Below are 24,216 nucleotides of genomic sequence, written 5' to 3'. Positions count from 1 at the left end.
CACTGCCAACGCATTCCTTTGCAGCGGATTATTACCAGGTTTTACCAATGTTAAACTGGAATTGCTCCGCTTTGTCTCCATCATATTTCTTAAACGGCTGGGCGTAAGAGAAGACCAACGGCCCCAGCGGTGACATCCATTGTAATGCGATACCGGCAGACATGCGAATATTGCTCGGATCGCTGTAGTCTGGAACGCCAGCTGCACGCATCTGGGCAGTGTTCTCCCAGTTAGTATCCCATACCGTACCTGCATCCCAGAAGAAGGATGTACGCACGGAGTTTGCGTATTTATCACTGATAAACGGTGTTGGCGTGATGAACTCCAGGCTGGCAACGGCCATAGCGTTACCACCGACTGCATCATCAGAGCTACAGACTTCAGATGAGGAAGACTTATCGCAGTTATCTTTGTCATTCCCGCCGTAGTAGACCGCTTTCGGACCAATGTTATTGGACTGGAAGCCACGAACGGTACTGGAACCACCGGCATAGAAGTTTTCATAGAACGGCATCTCTTTGCCGCCTAAACCATCACCATAGCCCCAACGTGTACGACCCAGAACCACCCACTTATGATCGTCATCGATCGGGAAGTAGGACGCGGTATCCAGCGTGACCTTATAGAACTCGTTATCGGAACCCGGCACGGTCACTTTACCGTTCAGGTTGACGCGAGAACCTTCCGTTGGGAAGTAGCCACGGTCGAGACGGTTATAGGTCCAGCCGTAGTTGAAGGTGAAGTCATCCGCAGCGAAACCGTTGTTATCACTGGATGTACTCGCCGACTGACCGATAGAGTCCAGATAACGCCACATCGCCACCTGCGGTTGCATGTTGGACAGGTCGTTATGCACGTAACCTAAGCCCGCACGCAGGGTATTGTATTCGTTAACCGGGAAGCCAAGCGTACCGTCTACACCGTAACTCTTGTTGGTATAAGAAGACAGGTCCGCGTCATCTGCTTTAAAGTCGTTATAGAAGATACGACCGCCCAGGCTTACACCGTCTACGGTGAAGTATGGGTTAGTCACAGAGAACTCAGAGTAGGTCTGGTAGTCGTTTTTGGTGCCGTTAATACCGACAGAGTAACCTGTACCCAGCCAGTTATCCTGCTGCACGCCGACCTGGAAGCTAACGCCGCTTTCAGTACCGTAGCCCACACCGAAGTTGAAGCTACCGGTGTTGCGCTCTTTCACTTTATAAACGACATCAACCTGATCCGGGCTGCCCGGTACGCGCTGGGTATCGGTATCCACCGTTTCAAAATAGCCCAGACGGTTCAGACGCTCTTTACCCTGATCAACGAGATCGCTACCCAACCATGCGCCTTCCATCTGACGCATTTCGCGGCGCAGAACGGAATCTTTGGAGGTGTCGTTACCGACGAAGCGGATCTTACGCACGTAGAAACGGTTGCCCGCATCAACATTCACGTGCAGCTTAACGGTTTTATCCGCATCGTTGATTTCCGGCTGAGTCTGTACGCGCGGATAGGCATAACCATAGCGGCCGAGCAGCTTCTTAATGCTGTCTTCCATTTTGGTTACCTTGGAACCGCTATACAGGTCGCCTGGCTGAATTTTGGTCAGCGATTCGATTTCAGCAGAATGCCCCGCCAGGTTACCACTCACCTCAACACCCGAAAGCTTGTACTGCTCGCCTTCAGTGATGTTGACCGTAATGTAGATCCCTTTCTTGTCCGGCGTCAGGCTTACCTGAGTCGAGTCGATGTTGAAACGCGCGTAGCCACGATCGAGATAGTAGCTGCGCAGGGTTTCAAGGTCGCCCGCCAGTTTCTGTTTCTGATATTTGCGATCGCCTACCACGTTCCACCATGGCACTTCATCGCGGAGCTGGAAGGTGGAGATCAGTTCGTCGGTGCTGAACGCGTGGTTGCCGACAATGTTGATCTGCTGGATCTTCGCAGAAACACCTTCCTGGAAGACCAGCTTCAGGTCAACACGGTTGCGCGGCAGCGGAGTAACAACCGCTTTCACGCTGGCACTATATTTACCGACGCTGTAGTAGAAGTCTTCCAGACCTTTTTCAATGTCTGAAAGGGTTGTGCGGTCCAGGGATTCACCCACACGAACACCGGATGCTTCAAGGTTCTGCTTGAGCATGTCATCTTTCACCGACTTGTTACCGGAGAAAGTGATACTGGCAATCGTTGGACGTTCTTTTACCTGTACCAGCAGCGTATCACCATCGCGCAGGACGCGAACGTCCTCAAAGTTGCCGGTGGCAAACAGAGCACGGATGGTGTTACTGATATCATCATCATTAACCGTATCGCCGGGGCGTACAGGCATACTGAGGAGGGCCGCACCAACGGCGACACGCTGGAGGCCTTCGAAATGAATGTCTTTCACTACGAACCCGTCAGCACCGTATACGGTGGCGCTGCTAAACAGCAGCGACGCTATGAGCAACTTTTTCATCGCCATCGTTATTATGCGTTCTTCCTAACACTCTCTTACAACCGAGAGAAATCATTGAAAAGTGCAAGCCCCATTAACAGCACCAGCAAAATCGAGCCAATGCGATAACTAAAGTCTTGAACTCGCTCGGATACCGGTCCGCCTTTTAGCTTTTCAATCGCCAAAAACAGCAGATGACCCCCGTCTAAAACGGGAAGCGGGAACAGGTTGATTATCCCAAGGTTCACGCTAATGAGCGCGAGGAACATGAGATAGTAAATCACCCCGAATTCCGCTGACATCCCAGCCCCCTGAGCAATCGAAATTGGCCCACTGAGGTTGTTCAGTTTCACATCACCGGTTATCAATTTCCCCAACATGTTGACCGTCAGCTTCATCAGTTGCCATGTTTTATCCGTGGCTTCAAGGATGGCGCTGAACGGCCCATACTGGCGTATTGTCTTGTACTCATCTGGCAGCGGGATCACTTTTGGCACAACGCCTGCGAACCCTTCTGCCTTTTTGCCGACCGACTTCGTATCCGGGATCAGCGTTAGCGAAAGCGGACTGCCTTGCCTTTCAACTTCCAGCGCGAGAGACGTTCCCGGATTATCGCGCACCAGAGTAACAAAGGTCATCCACTCTGTTAATGGTTGACCATCGACTTTAACGATCCTGTCGCCCGCTTGCAAACCTGCTTTGCTCGCCGCCGAATTTGCCTGTACTTCGGCCAATACCGGCTCGATCTGCGCGCCGCGTGGACGAATCCCCAAAGCAGCGACGGGATCTTCTTTGTCTGGCTCGAAACGCCAGTGACGTAAATCGAGTACTTTGTCCTGACGCGTATCTGAACCAAACGGCGATACGCTGATGGTGGTCTGCGGATCGCCGATTTTGGCTACCAGCTGCAGTCGCACGGCATCCCAATCAGGGGTTTCGATGCCATCAATCGCTTTAAGTTCCATCCCGGATGTAATTTGCGCACTCGCCGCGATGGAGTTGGGGGCAATTTCACCCACCACCGGACGCACGCCAGGGACGCCGATGATAAACACCAGCCAGTAAGCGAAAATCGCAAAGATGAAGTTGGCTACCGGTCCGGCAGCAATAATGGCAGCGCGTTGTCCAACGGTTTTATTGTTGAATGCGCTGTGTCGCAGCTCAGGAGCGACAGGCTCGACGCGTTCGTCGAGCATTTTGACGTAGCCGCCCAACGGGATAAGGGCGATGACAAATTCCGTGCCGTGACGGTCGGTGCGCGTCCAGAGTGATTTACCAAAACCGATGGAAAACCGCTCTACGCGCACGCCACAGCGGCGAGCAACCCAGAAATGGCCAAATTCATGCACGGTAATCAGTACACCCAGTGCAACAATGAACGCCGCCAGATTCCAGAGAATGCTCAGCATAAAACCTTCCGTTAAATCGTCCCGAATACCAGTAAAAGCAAACACGCAAACACTGGAACAGCCGCTGTCAGGCTATCAATGCGATCCAGTATACCGCCATGCCCTGGAATCAGGTGTCCGCTGTCCTTAATCCCTGCTTCACGCTTAAACATACTTTCGGTTAAATCACCGAGCACAGAGGCAAGCGCAGCAAAAATCGAGCACACCAGCAGTATTGACGGTGCCACTTCAAGATTCGCCCAGACGCCGTAGCCCCAGGAGATGATCGCTGCCGTAAACAGGCCGCCGATGAATCCTTGCCAGGTTTTGCCCGGAGAAACCTTCGGTGCCAGCTTATGTTTGCCAAACAGTTTACCAAACATATAGGCCCCGGAGTCAGCCCCCCAGACCAGAATCATCACATAAAGCAGCCAGATCGCACCGCTGTAGTGGTTTTCGTCGTAGTGCCATGCTCGCAGCGCAACCATACCCCAGAAAAAAGGAATGATTGTGAGCAAACCAAAAATCAGTCGCAGCACTTTTGAATTACGCCACAATGCCGCAGAGCCCGGATAAAAAAGAACCAGCAACAGCGCGGCAACCCACCAGGCCAACGATATCCACAAGGAACCGGCAACCAGGGGCTGATGAATATCATGGTGATATTCAGGCAACGTAAACAGCATTATGGCCAGGATAAAGCCACAAAGTACCGCAAGCCATACTCGCTGAGTGCGCGAGGTAAAGCCGCTAAACTGTCCCCATTCCCACGCGGCGAGCATGCACACCACCAGCGTGACAATAGCGAATCCCACTGGGGGCAGTAAAAACAGCGCCGCAATGACAATGGGTATTAATACAAAAGCGGAAATCAGGCGATACTTCAGCAAAAGCTACCCCCATCAGGCTTTGTCGCCACCAGGCTCGGTGCCGCCGAAACGACGCTCTCGATTGGCAAAGGCATGCAGCGCACCTTCAAAGTCTTGTTCATCAAAATCGGGCCAAAGAACATCCGTAAAGTAAAGTTCGGCATAGGCAATTTGCCATATCAAAAAGTTACTTATGCGATGTTCCCCCCCTGTCCTAATTACCAAATCCACAGGTGCCTGTTCATTCATGCAGATTTGCTTGCTCAGCGCCTCTTCATCAATTTGGTCGGGTCTCAACAGCCCTTCCTGAACCTGTTCGGCCAGATGCCGAACGCCCTGGATAATATCCCAGCGTCCGCCATAATTCGCCGCAATATTCAGCGTCAGACCGGTATTATTTTCCGTCAGCGCTTCTGCTTTGCGAATCTGTTCCTGCAAACGTGAGTTAAAACGACTGGTATCGCCAATGATACGCAGGCGGACGTTGTGGCGGTGCAGGCTTTTTACTTCGCTGTCTAGCGCCCACACAAACAATTCCATCAACGCAGTCACTTCCTGCAAAGGTCGATTCCAGTTTTCACTGCTAAAAGCATAGAGCGTTAATGCATCAATGCCGTTGTTGGCGGCAAAAGAAACGGCGCGGCGAACGGATTTCGCCCCCGCTTTATGCCCAAAGGCTCGTATCTTCCCTTGTCTTTTCGCCCAGCGGCCATTGCCATCCATAATGATTGCTACATGACGGCAGCCATGAGCTGGCAAATTTTCGCTTATTGGTTGATTCGCAGACAACATAACGCGTTTTTTGTCCCTGAAAAGGATTTAACGGTACTCAGGAATACTGAAGCCTATACATAAAAAAGCCGTGTCAAACCACGGCTCACCTGACCACATTAAGTCAAATACCTGCGATCAGGTGGCGCAGACTATATCACTGAAGCCCAACGCTAACAAATAGCACGACGACTAGTGCTTGCTTTATCACCAGCTTGCGAGACGTGTCACCTGTTGGTGCGCAATATTACGCGCAGCTGCATCCACCGCCAGCACCTCTTCCACGCTTTGTGGTTCGCGCAAATCCATCATGTCCAGTACCGATAAATTTAACGACGCGATATCGGTAAAACGAATTTGCTGATTCAGAAATGCCTCAACGGTAATTTCATTGGCTGCATTAAGTGCCGTCGTCGCCGCCTGCCCCTGGTCAAAGGCATTCATCGCAAGTTTCAGACATGGATAGCGGTCGTAGTCTGGTTCACTGAACGTCAGGGAACTTAGCTTGCAGAAATCAAGCGGCTTCACGCCGGATTTCACTCGATTTGGCCACGCCATGGAATGGGCAATCGGCGTACGCATGTCCGGCTCGCCCAGTTGTGCCAGCACGCTGCCATCCTGGTAACGCACCATCGAGTGAATCACCGATTGCGGGTGAATCAGTACTTCCATCTGTTTCGCTGACGCATTAAACAGCCAGCGCGCTTCAATGTATTCCAGACCTTTGTTCATCATGGTGGCAGAATCAACGGAGATTTTACGCCCCATCGACCAGTTCGGATGACGGCACGCCTGATCTGGCGTCATAGCGCGCAGTTCAGACAGTGGCGTTTCACGGAACGGGCCACCAGACCCGGTAAGCAGAATAGACACCACGCCATTCTGCTCCAGGTCAGCGTACCCCAGGTTTTGTTGAAAAGGTTGCGGTAAACTCTGAAAAATCGCGTTGTGCTCGCTGTCGACCGGCAAAAGACGCGCGCCGCGCTGCTTCACCGCATCCATAAACAGACGTCCGCAGGTGACCAGCGACTCTTTGTTGGCCAGTAGAACATCCTTACCAGCATCAATCGCGGCAAGCGTGGGCAATAATCCAGCCGCCCCGACGATGGCCGCCATCACCTGATCCACCTCATCCAGCGCCGCCATCTGGCAGGCCGCCTGTTGGCCACTCAGCACCTCGGTTCGGCTGCCCTTTTCACGCAGCTGTGCTTTCAGCAGACGCGCGCTCTCTTCGTCATCCATCACCGCATAGCGAGGCGAAAACTCCAGGCACTGCTCGACCATTCGCTGCACATTCTTACCGGCCACCAGCGCTGTCACGGTGTAAAGTTCAGGATTATGGCGAACAACGTCGAGAGTGCTGCAACCGATAGAGCCGGTTGAGCCGAGGAGTGTTAAATGCTTCATGAGATGCCCGAAAAAAGTTAGACCAGATAAAAGCAAAACGCCGCCAGCAAGACCCGAAGTCCCTCTGAACGGCGTTTATCAGTGTACGACAGAAATCAGAACTGCATCAGTTCCGCTTCTTTATCTGCCAGCGCCGCATCAATTTTCTTGATGGCAGCGTCGGTCATTTTCTGAATGTCGTCCTGAGAACGACGATCGTCATCTTCACTGATCTCTTTTTCTTTCAGCAGCGCTTTCACTTTATCGTTCGCGTCGCGACGGACGTTACGCACGGATACACGACCCTGCTCAGCTTCGCCACGAACCACTTTGATCAGATCTTTACGACGCTCTTCCGTCAGCGGAGGCAGCGGAACGCGGATGTCAGCGCCCGCAGAGCTTGGGTTCAGTCCGAGGTCAGAGGCCATGATCGCTTTCTCAACGGCCGGGCTCATAGAACGATCGAACACGTTGATTTTCAGCGTACGGGTATCTTCTACCGTTACGCTCGCCAGCTGGCGCAGAGGGGTTGGCGTACCGTAGTATTCTACGATGATGCCATCCAGCAGGCTTGGAGAAGCACGGCCGGTACGGATCTTGCTGATTTGGGTTTTGAACGCTTCTACGCATTTTTCCATGCGTACTTCAGCATCTTTTCTGATGTCGTTAATCACGTTACGAATCCTTGAAAACTTGTCTCAGGCAGACTATCCGCCAGCACAGCGCTACAGGTGTGCTAAGTATAGTCGCGTTTAATTCATGACAACGCCAAAGGCGCGCCCGGGTAAGATACCACTACAAAATAAAGCGGAATCTTACCTGTATTTATCGTCAACGGAAATTATTCCGTGATCAAAGTGCCTTCTTTTTCACCCATGACCACGCGACGCAGTGCGCCAGGCTTGTTCATGTTGAAGACACGGATCGGCAGTTTATGGTCGCGAGCCAGCGTGAAGGCGGCAAGATCCATCACTTTCAGCTCTTTATCCAGTACTTCGCTGTAGCTCAGCTGATCGTACATGGTGGCAGAAGGATCTTTTGCCGGGTCGGCAGTAAACACGCCGTCTACTTTGGTCGCTTTCAGTACCACATCGGCTTCGATCTCGATACCGCGCAGGCAGGCAGCGGAATCGGTTGTAAAGAACGGGTTACCCGTACCGGCGGAGAGGATCACCACGCGGTTATTGCGCAGCAGGCTGATGGCTTCTGCCCAGCTGTAATTATCGCAAACGCCATTCAGCGGAATCGCGGACATCAGGCGGGCATTCACATAGGCGCGATGCAGCGCATCACGCATTGCCAGGCCATTCATGACGGTTGCCAGCATACCCATGTGGTCGCCCACAACGCGGTTCATCCCCGCTTTCGCCAGACCAGCACCACGGAAAAGGTTGCCACCGCCAATGACCACGCCAACCTGGATACCCAGTTCGACCAGTTCTTTGATTTCCTGTGCCATGCGATCAAGGATGCTTGCGTCAATACCGAAGCCTTCAGTTCCCTGCAGTGCTTCGCCACTCAGCTTAAGCAGAATGCGTTTGTACACGGGTTTTGCATTGGTAGCCATGTTTCTTTCCTGAGACTGTCAACGATTAAGATGGGGGTTAATTCTGGCGACATGATATGCCGCAAATCAGCACAGCGATACTGGAGCCTGTCTGATTTCCTGTGACGGGTGACAAAAAGAAGCCGCCCTCAGGCGGCTCCTTTTCAATCATTAAGACTGCTTGGACATTGCAGCAACTTCTGCTGCGAAGTCAGTCTCAACTTTCTCGATGCCTTCGCCCACTTCGAAGCGGATGAAGCCAGTTACGTCAGCGTTGTGCTCTTTCAGCAGCTGAGCAACAGACTTGCTTGGGTCCATTACGAATGGCTGGCCAGTCAGAGAAACTTCGCCGGTGAATTTCTTCATGCGGCCTTCAACCATTTTCTCTGCGATTTCTTTTGGCTTACCAGACTGCATCGCGATGTCCAGCTGAACCTGGTACTCTTTTTCTACCACTTCAGCAGACACGTCTTCTGGCTTAACGAATTCTGGTTTGCTTGCAGCGATGTGCATAGCCAGCTGTTTAACCAGCTCTTCGTCAGCGCCTTTAGCCGCAACCAGAACACCAATACGTGCACCGTGCTGGTAAGAGCCCAGAACGTCGCCTTCCAGAGAAGATACGCGACGGATGTTGATGTTCTCACCGATTTTAGCAACCAGCGCAACACGTTCTTCTTCGAACTGTGCTTTCAGAACTTCAACGTCAGTGATTTTACCCGCAACAGCTGCGTCCAGAACTTTGTTCGCAAATGCCTGGAAACCGCCATCTTTAGCAACGAAGTCAGTCTGGCAGTTAACTTCCAGAATGATGCCGTAGTTGCCGTCGATCTTAGTGATGATCACGCCGTCAGCAGCAACGTTGCCTGCTTTTTTAGCTGCTTTGATCGCACCGGATTTACGCATGTTTTCGATTGCCAGCTCGATGTCGCCATTCGCTTCAGTCAGCGCTTTTTTGCAATCCATCATGCCTGCGCCAGTACGCTCGCGCAGCTCTTTTACCAGGGATGCGGTAATTTCAGCCATTCTTAAATCCTCGGGAGATGTGAACTGCCCGGCCGGGGGCCAAACAGTGTAAATTGAAAAAAGGGGCCGGTAATGGGCCCCTATTCATACACGGTACTAATAAGGGGTAAGACCTTATTATTCAGCTTCTACGAAGCTTTCTTCCGCCTGAGAAGCCAGATCCTGGGAACGGCCTTCACGAACGGTAGCAGCTACAGCGCTCAGGTACAGGCTAACAGCACGGATTGCGTCGTCGTTACCCGGGATAACGAAGTCAACACCGTCCGGATCGGAGTTGGTATCAACGATAGCGAATACCGGGATACCCAGGTTGTTAGCTTCTTTGATTGCGATGTGCTCGTGGTCTGCATCGATTACGAACAGCGCGTCTGGCAGGCCGCCCATATCTTTGATACCGCCCAGGCTGTTTTCCAGCTTGTCCAGTTCACGAGTGCGCATCAGCGCTTCTTTCTTAGTCAGCTTGTCGAAAGTACCGTCCTGAGACTGGGTTTCCAGATCTTTCAGGCGTTTGATGGACTGACGAACAGTTTTCCAGTTGGTCAGCATGCCGCCCAACCAGCGATGGTTCACGAAGAACTGGTCGCAGCTGTTAGCAGCATCTTTCACAGCTTCGCTTGCAGCGCGCTTAGTACCAACGAACAGAATCTTACCTTTACGGGAAGAGATCTTGTTCAGCTCAGCCAGGGCTTCGTTGAACATTGGTACAGTTTTCTCAAGGTTGATGATGTGAACTTTGTTACGTGCGCCGAAGATGAAAGGCTTCATTTTCGGGTTCCAGTAACGGGTCTGGTGACCAAAGTGAACACCAGCCTTGAGCATGTCGCGCATGGAAACAGTTGCCATGTTTAAAACCTCTATATTGAAAGTTGGGGTTATGCCTCCACGTATCCCATATTACCGACCCCGAAGGGCACCCCGGAATATGTGCCGATACGTGTGTGTTGTTACACAAAGTGAGATTTGTCGCTTCCGTCCAGCCTGTGTATCTGAGATGGATCGGAAGTCCGGCGCGCTTTATACCACAAAACACGACCAGAAACCAACAGTTGTTGGCGGAGTGTGCTGTTAATGATTCTCAATTTGGCACGGGGTGTGCCTGACTGATACCATTGACGACACTTAGACTAGTATTGTCGAAAAAATCGACACCGATGGACAGATTACATGGCTATCTCTATTAAGACACCTGAAGAAATTGAAAAGATGCGCGTCGCCGGTCGTCTGGCCGCGGAAGTGCTGGAAATGATCGAACCGTTCGTGAAGCCGGGCGTCAGCACCGGTGAACTGGACCGTATCTGTAACGACTATATCGTGAACGAGCAGCACGCGGTTTCCGCCTGCCTTGGCTACCACGGTTTCCCGAAATCCGTCTGCATCTCTATTAATGAAGTGGTTTGCCACGGCATCCCGGACGATGAAAAACTGCTGAAAGATGGCGACATCGTCAACATCGATGTGACCGTCATTAAAGACGAGTACCACGGTGACACCTCAAAAATGTTCATCGTTGGCAAGCCGACTATTCTTGGCGAGCGTCTGTGCAAAGTGACGCAAGAGAGCCTCTACCTGGCGCTGAAAATGGTTAAACCGGGTATTCGCCTGCGTACCATCGGTGCGGCAATCCAGAAGTTTGTTGAAGCAGAAGGTTTCTCCGTGGTGCGCGAGTACTGCGGTCACGGCATTGGTCGCGTCTTCCATGAAGAACCGCAGGTCCTGCACTATGATGCGGATGACGGCGGCGTGGTGCTGCAAAAAGGCATGACCTTTACCATTGAGCCGATGGTCAACGCGGGTGATTACCGCATCCGTACCATGAAAGACGGCTGGACGGTGAAAACCAAAGACAGAAGCTTGTCTGCGCAGTACGAGCATACTATTGTGGTAACAGACAACGGCTGCGAAATTATGACGTTGCGCAAGGATGACACCATCCCGGCGATACTGACGCACGATGAATGATAAAAAAGCCGGCAAATGCCGGCTTTTTTAATGGCTATAGCTTTTTCTTATGGGTGGCGCACGATGAGTAATCTTTTACCCGAACAGTATGCTAACACAGCACTTCCCACCCTACCCGACCAGCCCGATAACCCGGGCGTCTGGCCGTCGCACGAGCTGACCTGCGCGCATATTAAAGCCCATATGGATGTTTTCCATCGCTGGCTGGGCAGCGCGTTCGACGCGGGCGTGTCGGCCGAGCAGCTCATTGAAGCGCGCACCGAATTTATCGACCAGCTGCTGCAGCGTCTGTGGATCGATTACGGGTTTGGACAAATCAGTGATGTTGCGCTGGTTGCCGTCGGGGGCTATGGCCGCGGTGAGCTTCATCCGCTTTCCGATATCGATCTTCTGATCTTAAGCCGCAAAAAGCTGCCGGACGAACAGGCGCAAAAAATTGGCGAACTGCTGACGCTGCTCTGGGACGTGAAGCTGGAAGTCGGCCACAGCGTGCGCACCCTGGAAGAGTGTCTGCTGGAAGGGTTATCGGACCTGACCGTCGCCACCAACCTGATTGAAACCCGCCTGCTGATTGGCGACGTTGCGCTGTTTCTGGAGCTGCAAAAGCACATCTTCAGCGACGGCTTCTGGCCGTCAGAAAAGTTCTTCGCCGCGAAGGTCGAGGAGCAAAATCAGCGCCACCAGCGCTACCATGGCACCAGCTATAATCTTGAGCCCGATATTAAAAGCAGCCCCGGCGGCCTGCGCGACATCCACACATTGCAGTGGGTCGCCCGCCGCCATTTTGGCGCCACCTCGATGGACGAGATGGTCGGCTTCGGCTTTTTAACCGAGGCCGAGCGCAACGAGCTAAACGAGTGCCTGCACCTGCTGTGGCGCATCCGATTTGCCCTGCATCTGGAAGTCACCCGCTACGATAACCGTCTGCTGTTTGACCGCCAGCTCAGCGTGGCGCAGCGCCTGAATTATCAGGGCGAAGGCAACGAGCCGGTTGAGCACATGATGAAGGATTTCTTCCGCGTCACCCGCCGGGTGACCGAGCTGAACCAGATGCTGTTGCAGCTTTTCGATGAGGCCATTCTGGCCCTGACGGCGGACGAGAAACCGCGCCCGATTGATGACGAATTCCAGCTGCGCGGCACGCTTATCGATCTGCGCGACGAAACGCTGTTTATCCGCGAGCCGGAAGCGATTCTGCGGATGTTCTATACCATGGTGCGCAACAGCACCATCACCGGGATTTACTCCACCACCCTGCGCCATCTGCGCCATGCGCGCCGTCATCTGACGCAGCCGCTGTGCTATATCCCGGAAGCGCGCTCGCTGTTCCTGAGCATGCTCCGCCATCCGGGCGCCGTCAGCCGCGGGCTGCTGCCGATGCACCGCCACAGCGTGCTGTGGGCCTATATGCCGCAGTGGTCGCACATTGTCGGGCAAATGCAGTTCGATCTGTTCCACGCCTATACGGTGGATGAACACACGATCCGCGTGATGCTCAAGCTGGAAAGCTTTGCGAAAGAAGAGACGCGCTCCCGCCACCCGCTGTGCGTGGAGCTGTGGCCGCGCCTGACCCATCCGGAACTGATCCTGATTGCCGCCCTGTTCCACGATATCGCCAAAGGTCGCGGCGGTGACCATTCGGTGCTGGGTGCGCAGGACGTGCTGAAATTTGCCGAACTGCACGGTCTGAACTCGCGTGAAACGCAGCTGGTGGCCTGGCTGGTACGCCATCACCTGCTGATGTCGGTCACCGCACAGCGTCGTGACATTCAGGATCCTGAGGTGATCAAGCAGTTCGCGGAAGTGGTTCAGACGGAAAACCGTCTGCGTTATCTGGTCTGCCTGACGGTGGCCGATATCTGCGCCACCAACGAGACCCTGTGGAACAGCTGGAAGCAGAGCCTGCTGCGCGAGCTGTACTTCGCCACCGAAAAACAGCTGCGTCGCGGGATGCAAAACACCCCGGACATGCGCGAGCGCGTGCGTCATCACCAGCTGCAGGCGCTGGCGCTGCTGCGGATGGACAACATTGATGAAGAGGCGCTGCATCAGATTTGGGCCCGCTGCCGTGCCAACTATTTTGTCCGCCACAGCCCAAACCAGCTTGCGTGGCACGCGCGGCACCTGCTGAAGCACGATCTGACGCAGCCGATGATCCTGCTGAGCCCGCAGGCCACCCGTGGCGGGACGGAGATTTTCATCTGGAGCCCGGACAGACCTTATCTGTTTGCTGCGGTCTGTGCCGAACTGGACAGGCGTAACCTGAGCGTTCATGACGCACAGATTTTCACTACCCGCGACGGCATGGCGATGGACACCTTTATCGTGCTTGAGCCGGACGGCAGCCCGCTCTCGTCGGACAGGCATGAAGGAATACGTTTTGGTCTGGAACAGGCGATTACCCAGCGCAGCTGGCAGCCCCCGCAGCCGCGCCGCCAGCCGGCGAAATTGCGCCACTTTACCGTCGATACCGAGGTCAATTTCCTGCCGACCCACACCGACCGTAAATCGTTCCTGGAGCTGATCGCGCTCGACCAGCCGGGGCTGCTCGCCCGCGTCGGCCAGGTTTTTGCCGATCTGGGAATTTCGCTCCATGGGGCTCGAATTACAACGATTGGCGAGCGAGTAGAAGATTTATTTATAATCGCGACAGCGGACCGGCGTGCCCTTAATAATGACCTGCAACTTGAAGTGCAACAACGGTTGACAGCAGCCCTCAATCCAAACGATAAAGGGTGATATGTTTTTTAGTGAAATGGAAAGAGTAAACAATGCAGCAGTTACAGAACGTTATTGAGTCCGCTTTTGAGCGTCGCGCCGAGATTACCCCGGCAAATGTGGATACCGTGACCCGTGAAGCGGTAAACCAGGTGATTTCCCTTCTGGATTCCGGCGCGCTGCGCGTGGCAGAAAAAATCGACGGTCAGTGGGTCACTCATCAATGGCTGAAGAAAGCCGTGCTGCTCTCTTTCCGTATCAACGATAACCAGGTTATCGACGGAGCTGAAAGCCGCTACTTCGATAAAGTCCCTATGAAATTCGCTGACTACGATGAAGAGCGTTTCCAGAAAGAAGGCTTCCGCGTGGTACCGCCTGCGGCAGTGCGTCAGGGCGCATTCATCGCACGCAACACCGTGCTGATGCCATCCTACGTGAACATCGGTGCCTATGTTGACGAAGGCACCATGGTAGACACCTGGGCGACTGTCGGTTCCTGCGCGCAGATCGGTAAAAACGTTCACCTGTCCGGCGGCGTGGGTATCGGTGGTGTTCTGGAGCCACTGCAGGCCAACCCGACCATCATCGAAGACAACTGCTTCATCGGCGCGCGCTCTGAAGTGGTTGAAGGCGTGATCGTTGAAGAAGGCTCCGTGATCTCCATGGGCGTTTACATCGGTCAGAGCACCCGCATTTACGACCGTGAAACCGGTGAAGTGCATTACGGTCGCGTTCCGGCGGGCTCCGTGGTGGTTTCCGGCAACCTGCCGTCTAAAGATGGCAAATACAGCCTGTACTGTGCGGTTATCGTGAAGAAAGTGGATGCGAAAACGCGCGGTAAAGTGGGTATCAACGAGTTGCTGCGCACCATCGATTAATCGGGTATAACAAAAAGCGGGGGCAACCCCGCTTTTTTTATATCTGAGGGTGGCGAAAATAGATTTTTTCGTTAATTATTCAAAGGTTATGTTGAGATCAAGGGTACCGCTATGTACGATAATCTGAAAAGTCTGGGCATTACCAATCCTGATGAAATTGATCGTTACAGCCTCCGTCAGGAAGCCAATAACGATATTCTGAAAATCTATTTTCACAAGGACAAAGGAGAGTTTTTCGCCAAAAGCGTGAAGTTCAAATATCCACGCCAGCGTAAGACCGTTGTCGCTGACGGTGTAGGACAGGGATACAAAGAAGTACAGGAAATCAGCCCTAACCTGCGCTATGTGATCGATGAACTCGATCAGATCTGCCAGCGCGACCGCACCGAAGTCGATCTCAAGCGTAAGATCCTTGACGATCTGCGCCACCTTGAAAGCGTTGTAACGAATAAGATCAGCGAGATTGAAGCGGATCTTGAGAAATTAACACGCAATAAATGAGCCGTTTTATAGCCCGGTGGCGCTTCGCTTGCCGGGCCTACGAACGCATGTAGGCCGGGTAAGGCGAAGCCGCCACCCGGCAAAAACCATCATCTCTGTTCATCCAGCTGCAGCGCCACATACAGCAGCAGCCTGTCGTCAAAATTCCCCAGGTCCAGCCCCGTCAGCTCCGAAATCCGGTTTAACCGATACTCCAGGGTATTGCGGTGAATAAACAGCGCCTTTGAGGTCGCCAGCGGCTGCACGTTATGGCGGAACCACGCCTGTAGCGTCCGGCGCAGCAGGCCGTTGTTATCCATGGCTTTCAGACGCGCTAATGGCCGCGCCAGCTCATTGGCCTGCCAGCCGCCGCGCAGGCTGTCGAGCAGCACCGGCAGTATCAGATCCTGATAGAAATAGCTGCGGCTCTCCGGCATCCGCTGCTTGCCTACCATCATGGTGGTGCGCGCGGTACGCCAGGAGCGGGCGATACTGCCCGGCCCGGTAAAGTAGTTGCCCAGCGCAACGCGAAAACGCAGCTGACCATTCTCCTCCATCCGGGAGATCAGCAGCTCAACGCGACGACGGTGATCTTCGGCATCCCAGCGGCCGAATGCATTAAGCGCCGGTTTGAGCACCACCATTTCCGTCAGAGAAACGATCGCCACCAGGTTATCGCGCTCCGGCGTCGCCAGCGCGTTTTGCAGCTGCTGCAGCTCGGTCATCGCGCTGTCTACGCCAAGCTGGCCGCTATCGACCTCAATGACCGCCACCACGCGCGGCTGGTTTAGATCGATCCCCAGACGCTGCGCCCATTCACTGAGCGCAGGCGTATGCTCTTCCGCCTGAATAAGATTCATCACCAGCTCTTCACGCAGGCGGCTGTCCTGGGCAAGCAGGTGCATCAGGCGCGACTGCTCCAGCATCATCTCCGCCGTCATACAGACCAGTTCACCGTATTTACGCAGCGACTCCGGCTCGCCGGTCAGGCCGATTACCCCCACAATCTCGCCTTCAAGGCGCAGCGGTAAATTGATGCCCTGACGGACGCCGTGCAGGTGTTTCACTACCGCATCGTCGATATCCACAACCCGCCCCTGGGAAAGCACCAGCAGCGCACCTTCGTGCAATTCCCCAATACGCTCGCGATCGCCGCTGCCAATAATGCGCCCGCGGGCATCCATCACGTTGATATTGGTATCAATGATGCGCATGGTGCGCGCCACGATATCCTGCGCCATTTTGGTATCAAGATGCCAGCCAGCCATAGAACCCTCCCGTGAGCAGAGCTCAAGCATAGGGAAGTTCAGCGACAGCTGCATTGTGCGAATGCACAAAGAGAGAGGGAGAAGTATGGAGTTGTGGCAAGAATCACAGAAAAGAGAAAGCCCCTGCGAACAGGGGCTTTAGAGGATTACTGCATCAGCAGATAAAGCGAGGTATCACCACGCTGGATATTCAGCGCCAGCACGGAAGGCTTGCTGTCGAGGATTTTGCGCAGTTCAGCGATGTTCTTAACCGGCTGCTGGTTAGCGCCCATAATCACATCGCCTTTTTTCAGGCCGATACGGGCTGCCGGTGAATTCGCTTTCACATTGTTCACCACCACGCCTTTGTCTGCGCCTTTATTGCTCATCTCGGCACCTTCAATACCGCTGAAGATAGTGCTGGAATCCACCTGATTCTGGCTGCTCTGCTGCAGCTCCAGGCTCACGTTAACCGGCTTACCGTCGCGCAGCAGGCCGAGGGTCACTTTGCTGCCAATCGGCATAGAGCCCACTTCGGCACGCAGGGCGGCAAAGCTGCTGATCGGTTTACCGTTCAGGGAGGTGATCACATCCCCCGCTTTAATGCCCGCTTTCGCCGCGGAGGAATTCGGCATCACCTGGCTGACGAATGCCCCGCGCTGGGCATCAACTTTCATCGCCTTAGCCAGCTCGGAGTTCAGCTCAGTCCCGAGAATACCCAGCTCGCCGCGTTTCACCTGGCCATACTGCACCATCTGCGCGGTCAGGTTTTTCACCATGTTACTTGGGATAGCAAAGCCGATCCCAATGTTGCCGCCGTCCGGTGCCAGGATCGCGGTGTTGATACCGATCAGCTCACCGTTCAGGTTCACCAGCGCACCGCCGGAGTTACCGCGGTTGATCGCCGCATCCGTCTGGATGAAGTTTTCGTAGTTTTCCGCGTTCAGGCCGCTACGACCCAGCGCAGAGACGATACCGGATGTCACGGTTTCACCCAGACCGAACGGGTTACCGATCGCCACGGTGTAGTCGCCCACGCGCAGCGCGTCGGAGTCGGCAATTTTAATCGCCGTCAGGTTTTTCGGATCCTGGATCTGGATCAGCGCGATGTCGGAGCGCGGGTCTTTACCCACTACTTTGGCGTCGAACTTGCGGCCATCGCTCAGCTGAACCTTAATGCTGTTAGCGTTATCGACAACGTGGTTGTTGGTGACGACATAACCTTTCGCCGCATCAATAATTACACCCGAGCCAAGCGCCATGAATTTCTGTTGCTGGCCGCCGCCCTGGCTGTCATCCCCGGCACCGCCGCCCTGACAGAACGGTGAACTCTGGAATGGCGAACCGTCCTGGCAGAACGGCGAGTTGTCGCCGAAGAACTGCTGGAAGTTACGCGGCATACGCGGCGTATTGACGGTCGTGCTGCCCTCAACGTTAATACTCACCACCGATGGCATCACTTTTTCGAGCATCGGTGCCAGGCTTGGCATCTGCTGCGCGGTTGCTGCCGACGACGCGGTCTCGGCTGCAGTAGCAGTCAGAGGAGACAGCGCTAAACCTAAACTCAGAGCCAGTGCACTCATTGCTAATGTGGTTTTTTTCATGTTTCTCAATCTCGATTTACAGGTAACGCAAAATTGCTGTGTAACTCAGATTCATTTTATACCGCTTAGTTCCGGCGATAAGTTTATGGAAAAGGTAAAAATTTATTGGCCGTCTTTACAAAACTCCGGGGTTATTCCACCGCCATGAGCTTGCGGTATTCATCCCAGGCATACAAATCCGTCATGCCGCTGATATAGTCCTGGATAAGACGACAGCGATAATAATATTCCATCACCGGCCATTGGGGAGAATGGCGATCCAGCTTGCCAATCGCTTCGACATACGCCAGACGATGCCGGGTAGAGAGTTTCTGATAAAGTCGCGATTCGATAGGTATTCTTCGCACGCGCTCGTGTTCCACCAGTTCGCTGAATTCATCGACCGACAGCTGGAGCAAAGGGGAATAAATTTCCAGTAACCCACTGATCACCCGGTATCCCTGCAGCTCTAACTGCTCGACATCCGGATGGCTGAATACATGCCGCATCGCCACCTGTTTATAAAGCTCAAGGAGTTGACTGAAACTGCTGTCATCTTCCAGCAACGCGTGGTTGAATTCTCCGCTGAAGATGAGCGGTAAATTATCAATAAAGCGCGACGCCGCATACGGCACCAGTTTATTTAATGTATTGACCCGCAAATACATAAAAAACTGGTCTTCCGTACTGCGGCTTAATGTATTTGAGCGCGATTTTTCCCAGGCATTTTCGACAACCTGCGCAAACAGCGAGCCTTTTTCATGGGTGCCCCAGGCGGCATAAAGATGCTGATAAAGCTCCTCGACGCTGAAAATTCTTTTCTCAACGGCATCTTCCAGATCGGCCACACAATAAGAAATATCATCGGCGGCTTCCATAATCCAGGTCAATGGAAAGCGGCCGTTTGGCGTCAATGAAAGTTCTTTACGTAGCCGTTCAATATAGGCCTCTTCGGAAAGGTAATAGCCCGGCTTTTTCATTAAATAACTGTGGGACGCGGGCGTCTCCCCCATCCACCATGCGGGGCGGGTGTATTTCAGAATACAGCCGACCTGTGCCCAGGTGAGGTTCATGCGCATCAGGGAATGGACCAGCCGGATCCCCTGCGCGTTGCCCTCGAAGTGACACAAATCCTGGCGCACTTTGCGACGCAGATCGTTCAGCCCCTCTTCACCTTCACGCAGGCGTAAATCGCGTACGATGCAGCGGTCATCGCTGAGGGGCTGGCTTACCGCATCCGAAGGATAAAGCCGCTGCTTAAACCAGTCGTTGATCGCCGCCTCGCCAAAGTGTCCGAAAGGCGGGTTGCCGATATCATGCATCAGGCAGGCCATCTCCACGATGCTTTCAAACGGCCCAGTCAGCTCATCCAGACCATAGGTTTCCAGTAAACGCTGCTCTTTGAGACGGCTCAAAATCTCTTTGGCAATATAGCGCCCGACCTGCTGCACTTCCATGGAGTGGGTTAAACGGGTGCGCACCGCGGCGTTACGCTCCAGCGGGAACACCTGCGTCTTTTGCTGCAGACGCCGGATGGCGGGTGAGTTAATGATCCTCCCGCGATCGCTTTCGAAGATACGCAGGATCTCATGTTCGCTCTTGTCGCCCTGGGGCGAACGGAAACGTCGGTGCCAGTTAATTTTGGTGCGAAAATCGATTGGTGACATGTGCTCCCCCGCCTGAGAATGCGTTTCCCCTTAACCGCATGATAGACTATGCATCTTAACAAGGCACATCGCGAGTAAATCTATGAAAATCGGCATTATTGGTGCAATGGAAGAAGAAGTTACGCTGCTGCGTGACAAAATTGAGAACCGTCAGACGCTCTCTCTGGGAGGTTGTGAGATCTACACCGGCCAGCTGAACGGTGTTGACGTGGCTCTGCTGAAATCAGGCATCGGTAAAGTGGCTGCTGCGCTGGGTGCAACCCTGCTGCTTGAGCGCTGCAAGCCGGACGTGATCGTGAATACCGGCTCTGCGGGCGGCCTGGCGCCGACGCTGAAAGTGGGTGATATCGTTGTCTCCGACGAAGCGCGTTACCACGATGCCGACGTCACCGCGTTCGGTTACGAGTACGGTCAGCTTCCGGGCTGCCCTGCGGGTTTTAAAGCGGACGACAAGCTGATTGCGGCGGCAGAGACCTGCATCGCAGAACTCAACCTCAACGCGGTACGCGGTCTGATTGTCAGCGGTGATGCCTTCATCAACGGCTCCGTTGGGCTGGCGAAAATCCGTCATAACTTCCCTCAGGCGGTTGCCGTTGAGATGGAAGCGACCGCGATCGCTCATGTTTGCCATAACTTCAGCGTACCGTTCGTGGTGGTTCGCGCCATCTCTGACGTGGCAGACCAGCAGTCCCACATCAGCTTCGACGAGTTCCTGACCGTTGCGGCAAAACAGTCCACCGTGATGGTGGAACGCCTGGTGCAGAATCTGGCACGTGGCTAAACATACCGTCAGGGCGCTGGCCGCCCTGCTTCTTCTCGCACCGCTGTGGCTCTATGCTGTACCGCGTGTGATTACGCTCTCTCCCGCGAATACGGAACTGGCATTTGCCGCCGGGATCACGCCCGTTGGCGTGAGTAGCTATTCAGATTATCCACCGCAAGCCGCGGATATTGAACAAGTGGCAACCTGGCAGGGGATGAACCTTGAGCGCATCGTGGCGCTTAAACCGGATCTCGTGCTGGCCTGGCGTGGCGGTAACGCCGAGCGGCAGGTCAACCAGCTCACCTCGCTTGGCATAAAGGTGATGTGGATAGATGCCGTCAGCATTGAGCAGGTCGCTCAGGCGCTACGCGCCCTGGCACCCTATAGCCCTACGCCCAAAAAAGCCGAGGCTGCGGCAAAACAGATGCTGAGCGACTATGCCGCGCTGAAATCCCGATACGATACCCCTGTTAAAAAGCGCATCTTCCTGCAGTTTGGTAACCAGCCGTTGTTCACCACCGGAAAAGGGTCGATTCAGAACCAGGTGCTGGAAGTCTGTGGCGGTGAAAATATCTTTGCTGCCAGCCGGGTGCCGTGGCCTCAGGTTAGCCGTGAACAGGTCCTGGCGCGTCAGCCGCAGGCTATCGTCGTAGTCGGAAATGCGAGCGAGATTCCTAAAATTGAACAATTCTGGCAAAAGCAGTTAAAAATTCCGGTGATCCCGCTCAACAGCGACTGGTTTGAACGCGCCAGCCCGCGTATTATCCTCGCCGCAAAACAGCTCTGTGCCGCGCTGGCAGAGAGTCACTAACATAAGACCCTTTTCGAGGATTTAACGATGCTCGTTTACTGGCTGGATATTCTTGGCACAGCCGTTTTTGCTATCTCCGGCGTCCTGCTCGCCGGAAAACTACGCATGGATCCGTTTGGCGTGCTGGTGCTGGGCGTCGTGACCGCCGTCGGCGGCGGGACTATCCGCGATATGGCGCTGGCGAATGGCCCGGTGTTTTGGGTGAAAGATCCTACCGATCTGGTGGTGGCGATGGTCACCTGCCTGTTAACCATTGTACTGGTTCGCCAGCCCCGCAGATTACCCAAATGGATATTACCGGTGCTGGATGCCGTCGGTCTGGCCGTGTTTGTCGGTATTGGCGTCAATAAGGCGTTTAATGCGGGTACCGGTCCGATGGTTGCAATCTGTATGGGCGTATTAACCGGTGTGGGCGGTGGGATCATTCGCGACATTCTGGCGCGTGAAGTGCCGATGATCCTGCGTACTGAAATTTACGCAACGGCCTGCATTGTGGGCGGGATTGTTCACGCTACCGCGTACTACACCTTTGCCCTCCCGCTGGAAAATGCCGCGATGCTGGGGATGGTGGTGACGCTGGTGATACGTTTAGCGGCGATACGCTGGCACCTGAAGCTGCCGACGTTTGCGCTGGATGAGAATGGCAGGTAAACGCAAAACGGTAACCACCAGGTTACCGTTTTTAGCGTTTTGCCCAGGTGAGGGCATCAGCCCGCACCCTCTTAAATACTGAACGAAGAACCACACCCGCAGGTGCTTGTTGCGTTCGGGTTGGTCACCACAAAGCGCGAGCCTTCCAGACCTTCGGTGTAATCCACCGAACCGCCCACCAGATACTGCAGGCTCATCGGGTCAACCACCAGCGCGACGCCCTGTTTCTCGATAGTCATATCGCCATCGTTAACCTGATCGTCAAAGGTAAAACCATACTGGAAGCCGCTGCAGCCGCCACCGGTAATATAGACGCGCAGTTTCAGATCCGGATTGTCTTCGTCTGCAATCAGGGTTTTCACTTTGTTGGCTGCTGCTTCGGTAAATTCCAGCGGCAACGCTACATCATCACTCATCATATGCTCCCATGAATACTGCTACTGCGATTGGGTAAAATTCACCCAATTCTTTGTGTCATTATCTAATACCCTGGTAATTCATTCAAGTATTCTGCGCTGCGGCCCGTTCAGCCTCTTGTTTTGCCAGGGTACGCGCCAGGATGGTGGAGTATAGCGGTTTTCCACCCAGGAACTGGGCTAATAGTGTCGCGCCGAGACAGGTAATGATCATTGGCAAAATGAGCTGGTAATTGTCCGTCATCTCCAGCACCAGCACGATCCCGGTCAACGGCGCACGCAGGGACGCGGCCAGCAGCGCCCCCATTCCGGCGATGGCAAAGGTCCCGGCGTCAAGATGATAGGCGGGAAACCCCGCTTCCGCCGCCATACCAAACGCGGTGCCGAGCAGCGTACCCAGCGCCAGCATCGGGGCGAAAATCCCGCCGGGCGCGCCGGAGGAGAAGCACAGCACCGTCGTGATGACTCTTGAAATAAACATAAACAGCAGCAGACCCACGCTGAAATTCCCCGCCGCCGCAATGGGAATCAGCCCGAACCCGCCGCCTGCGGCATTCGGCTCAATAAACCCGAGTACGCCACACATCCCGCCCAGCAGGCCGCCCATCAGCACCCATTTCGTGGTGTTGCCGCCGTGAATGCGCTGGAACATATCCTGAGCGCGCAGGATAAAGGCGTTAAACAGCGGTCCCACCACGCCAAAAATCATGCCGAGGATCAGATAAAGCCACAGGGTGTTGACCGGCGCGTTGGTCAGTTTACCCACCTCAATAACCGCGCCCTCGCCATTAAAGATGCGAAAGACGATGCTCGACATAATGACGCCGGTAAACACCGCTTTAATCGAGATCAGGTTGTAGCGAAACTGCGCGCGCATCTCTTCGATAATGAACAAAATGCCCGCCAGCGGCGCGTTAAACGCGGCGGAAAGCCCCGCCGCCGCGCCGGTTGCCAGCAGCGTATGGCGCGCTTCGGCGCTTCGCATCCGAAACAGATCGCCCACCATGCGGCCGACGTTTCCCCCCAGCTGTACCGTGGGCCCTTCCCGGCCAAGCACCATGCCCGCGCCCAGGGTCCCCATGCCGCCGATGAATTTAACCGGAATCACCCGCCACCAGCGCACCGGACGCAGCTCCTCCAGCGCACCTTCAATTTCCGGGATGCCCGACCCGCCCGCCTCCGGCGCGAATTTACGCACCAGAAAATATCCCACCATGGCAAACAGCGCAGACAGCCCGAATGCCCAAACCCAGACCAGCCATTCGCTATCGGCGAAACCGGCCACGGTGCCCACGCGCCAGTTGAGTACGGCATTAACCGCTTTTTCAAACGCCACGCCAATCAGCCCCGCGAGAGTCCCCACCACGGCAGCGGCCAGCAGGATCGCCAGCGGCGTTTTATCGCGATTGAGCAGCCGCCGAATACTGATTCGGTGCTGGGCGCGCGTAAACTGTTGTTCTTCAAAAGACGGAGAATCTGATTTCATGTCCTGTTCTTATTCGTCATACAAAAAGCCGCGAGGATTTTACCAGAGACTGCCCTACCGTCTCCTGAAAATTACTTAACAATTGTTTATGCATTAATGGGGCAAAAATTTCATAACCTTCCCCGAATCACTTAGAATAGTGGGCTTAATCA

General features: G+C 54.3%; 21 protein-coding genes. 7 read left to right on the top strand and 14 right to left on the bottom strand.

Annotation, left to right across the window (positions count from 1 at the left end; all coding sequences use genetic code 11):
• Positions 1-31 precede the first annotated feature (31 nt).
• The 9 genes from bamA to rpsB all read right to left on the bottom strand — a co-directional run bounded on the left by bamA (position 32) and on the right by rpsB (position 10,248).
• Positions 32-2,449 carry an outer membrane protein assembly factor BamA gene (gene bamA, locus V1566_RS07000; protein ID WP_395305439.1) on the bottom strand — a complete coding sequence of 806 codons (2,418 nt, stop codon included), beginning with the start codon at positions 2,447-2,449 and terminating at the stop codon, positions 32-34.
• Positions 2,450-2,478: 29 nt separating this feature from the next.
• Positions 2,479-3,831 (bottom strand): sigma E protease regulator RseP, encoded by a 1,353-nt coding sequence (gene rseP / locus V1566_RS06995; protein ID WP_023310458.1) that lies wholly within the window; start codon positions 3,829-3,831, stop codon positions 2,479-2,481.
• A gap of 11 nt (positions 3,832-3,842) precedes the next feature.
• On the bottom strand, positions 3,843-4,700 hold the full coding sequence (cdsA, locus tag V1566_RS06990) for a phosphatidate cytidylyltransferase (RefSeq protein ID WP_023310457.1): 858 nt from the start codon (positions 4,698-4,700) through the stop codon (positions 3,843-3,845).
• A gap of 12 nt (positions 4,701-4,712) precedes the next feature.
• On the bottom strand, positions 4,713-5,471 hold the full coding sequence (gene ispU / locus V1566_RS06985; protein ID WP_395305438.1) for a (2E,6E)-farnesyl-diphosphate-specific ditrans,polycis-undecaprenyl-diphosphate synthase: 759 nt from the start codon (positions 5,469-5,471) through the stop codon (positions 4,713-4,715).
• Positions 5,472-5,657: 186 nt separating this feature from the next.
• Positions 5,658-6,857 carry a 1-deoxy-D-xylulose-5-phosphate reductoisomerase gene (gene ispC / locus V1566_RS06980; RefSeq protein WP_395305437.1) on the bottom strand — a complete coding sequence of 400 codons (1,200 nt, stop codon included), beginning with the start codon at positions 6,855-6,857 and terminating at the stop codon, positions 5,658-5,660.
• Between the two features lie 95 nt (positions 6,858-6,952).
• Positions 6,953-7,510, bottom strand: coding sequence for a ribosome recycling factor (gene frr / locus V1566_RS06975; RefSeq protein WP_023334573.1), 558 nt, complete (start codon positions 7,508-7,510; stop codon positions 6,953-6,955).
• A gap of 167 nt (positions 7,511-7,677) precedes the next feature.
• Complete coding sequence (pyrH, locus tag V1566_RS06970) at positions 7,678-8,403, bottom strand: UMP kinase (protein WP_006173609.1); 726 nt, start codon at positions 8,401-8,403, stop codon at positions 7,678-7,680.
• Between the two features lie 150 nt (positions 8,404-8,553).
• Positions 8,554-9,405, bottom strand: a complete 852-nt coding sequence (tsf, locus tag V1566_RS06965; RefSeq protein WP_014882627.1) for a translation elongation factor Ts — start codon at positions 9,403-9,405, stop codon at positions 8,554-8,556.
• A gap of 117 nt (positions 9,406-9,522) precedes the next feature.
• Positions 9,523-10,248 carry a 30S ribosomal protein S2 gene (rpsB, locus tag V1566_RS06960; RefSeq protein WP_003856207.1) on the bottom strand — a complete coding sequence of 242 codons (726 nt, stop codon included), beginning with the start codon at positions 10,246-10,248 and terminating at the stop codon, positions 9,523-9,525.
• 321 nt (positions 10,249-10,569) lie between these two features.
• On the opposite strand from rpsB, the gene map reads away from it, so the two are divergent.
• The 4 genes from map to V1566_RS06940 all read left to right on the top strand — a co-directional run bounded on the left by map (position 10,570) and on the right by V1566_RS06940 (position 15,461).
• On the top strand, positions 10,570-11,364 hold the full coding sequence (gene map, locus V1566_RS06955; protein ID WP_023310454.1) for a type I methionyl aminopeptidase: 795 nt from the start codon (positions 10,570-10,572) through the stop codon (positions 11,362-11,364).
• A 63-nt stretch (positions 11,365-11,427) separates the two neighbouring features.
• Complete coding sequence (glnD, locus tag V1566_RS06950) at positions 11,428-14,103, top strand: bifunctional uridylyltransferase/uridylyl-removing protein GlnD (RefSeq protein ID WP_395305436.1); 2,676 nt, start codon at positions 11,428-11,430, stop codon at positions 14,101-14,103.
• Positions 14,104-14,135: 32 nt separating this feature from the next.
• Positions 14,136-14,960 carry a 2,3,4,5-tetrahydropyridine-2,6-dicarboxylate N-succinyltransferase gene (dapD, locus tag V1566_RS06945; protein ID WP_395305435.1) on the top strand — a complete coding sequence of 275 codons (825 nt, stop codon included), beginning with the start codon at positions 14,136-14,138 and terminating at the stop codon, positions 14,958-14,960.
• Between the two features lie 111 nt (positions 14,961-15,071).
• Positions 15,072-15,461, top strand: a complete 390-nt coding sequence (locus V1566_RS06940; RefSeq protein ID WP_008501916.1) for a DUF3461 family protein — start codon at positions 15,072-15,074, stop codon at positions 15,459-15,461.
• An 89-nt stretch (positions 15,462-15,550) separates the two neighbouring features.
• Here V1566_RS06940 and V1566_RS06935 read toward each other — a convergent pair whose 3' ends face one another.
• The 3 genes from V1566_RS06935 to dgt form a co-directional block, all read right to left on the bottom strand.
• A complete protein-coding gene (locus tag V1566_RS06935; RefSeq protein WP_395305434.1) occupies positions 15,551-16,708 on the bottom strand; it encodes a CdaR family transcriptional regulator in 1,158 nt (385 codons plus the stop codon).
• Between the two features lie 146 nt (positions 16,709-16,854).
• Entirely contained in the window at positions 16,855-18,291 is a 1,437-nt protein-coding gene (degP, locus tag V1566_RS06930; protein WP_024907518.1) for a serine endoprotease DegP, read from the bottom strand.
• A 131-nt stretch (positions 18,292-18,422) separates the two neighbouring features.
• Entirely contained in the window at positions 18,423-19,937 is a 1,515-nt protein-coding gene (gene dgt, locus V1566_RS06925; protein WP_395305433.1) for a dGTPase, read from the bottom strand.
• Between the two features lie 82 nt (positions 19,938-20,019).
• On the opposite strand from dgt, the gene mtnN reads away from it, so the two are divergent.
• Genes mtnN through V1566_RS06910 form a run of 3 tightly spaced genes read left to right on the top strand, consistent with a single transcriptional unit; the run spans position 20,020 to position 22,162 of the window.
• The gene (gene mtnN / locus V1566_RS06920; protein WP_014882620.1) at positions 20,020-20,718 is read left to right on the top strand and encodes a 5'-methylthioadenosine/S-adenosylhomocysteine nucleosidase; all 699 of its coding nucleotides are present in this window, start codon (positions 20,020-20,022) and stop codon (positions 20,716-20,718) included.
• Positions 20,711-21,511 (top strand): vitamin B12 ABC transporter substrate-binding protein BtuF, encoded by an 801-nt coding sequence (gene btuF, locus V1566_RS06915; protein WP_395305432.1) that lies wholly within the window; start codon positions 20,711-20,713, stop codon positions 21,509-21,511. The genes mtnN and btuF overlap by 8 nt, the downstream gene beginning before the upstream one ends.
• A gap of 27 nt (positions 21,512-21,538) precedes the next feature.
• A complete protein-coding gene (locus V1566_RS06910; protein WP_023334566.1) occupies positions 21,539-22,162 on the top strand; it encodes a TRIC cation channel family protein in 624 nt (207 codons plus the stop codon).
• A gap of 71 nt (positions 22,163-22,233) precedes the next feature.
• Here V1566_RS06910 and erpA read toward each other — a convergent pair whose 3' ends face one another.
• Positions 22,234-22,578, bottom strand: coding sequence for an iron-sulfur cluster insertion protein ErpA (gene erpA / locus V1566_RS06905; RefSeq protein WP_013095643.1), 345 nt, complete (start codon positions 22,576-22,578; stop codon positions 22,234-22,236).
• Between the two features lie 85 nt (positions 22,579-22,663).
• Positions 22,664-24,064, bottom strand: coding sequence for a H(+)/Cl(-) exchange transporter ClcA (gene clcA, locus V1566_RS06900; protein ID WP_395305431.1), 1,401 nt, complete (start codon positions 24,062-24,064; stop codon positions 22,664-22,666).
• Positions 24,065-24,216: the final 152 nt, after the last annotated feature.

Origin of the sequence: Enterobacter sp. ECC-019 (assembly GCF_043974075.1) — a bacterium.
GTDB classification, from domain to species: Bacteria; Pseudomonadota; Gammaproteobacteria; order Enterobacterales; family Enterobacteriaceae; genus Enterobacter; species Enterobacter asburiae_D.
Note: the sequence above shows the minus strand (reverse complement) of the source record. Positions and strands in the feature narration are given on the sequence as shown.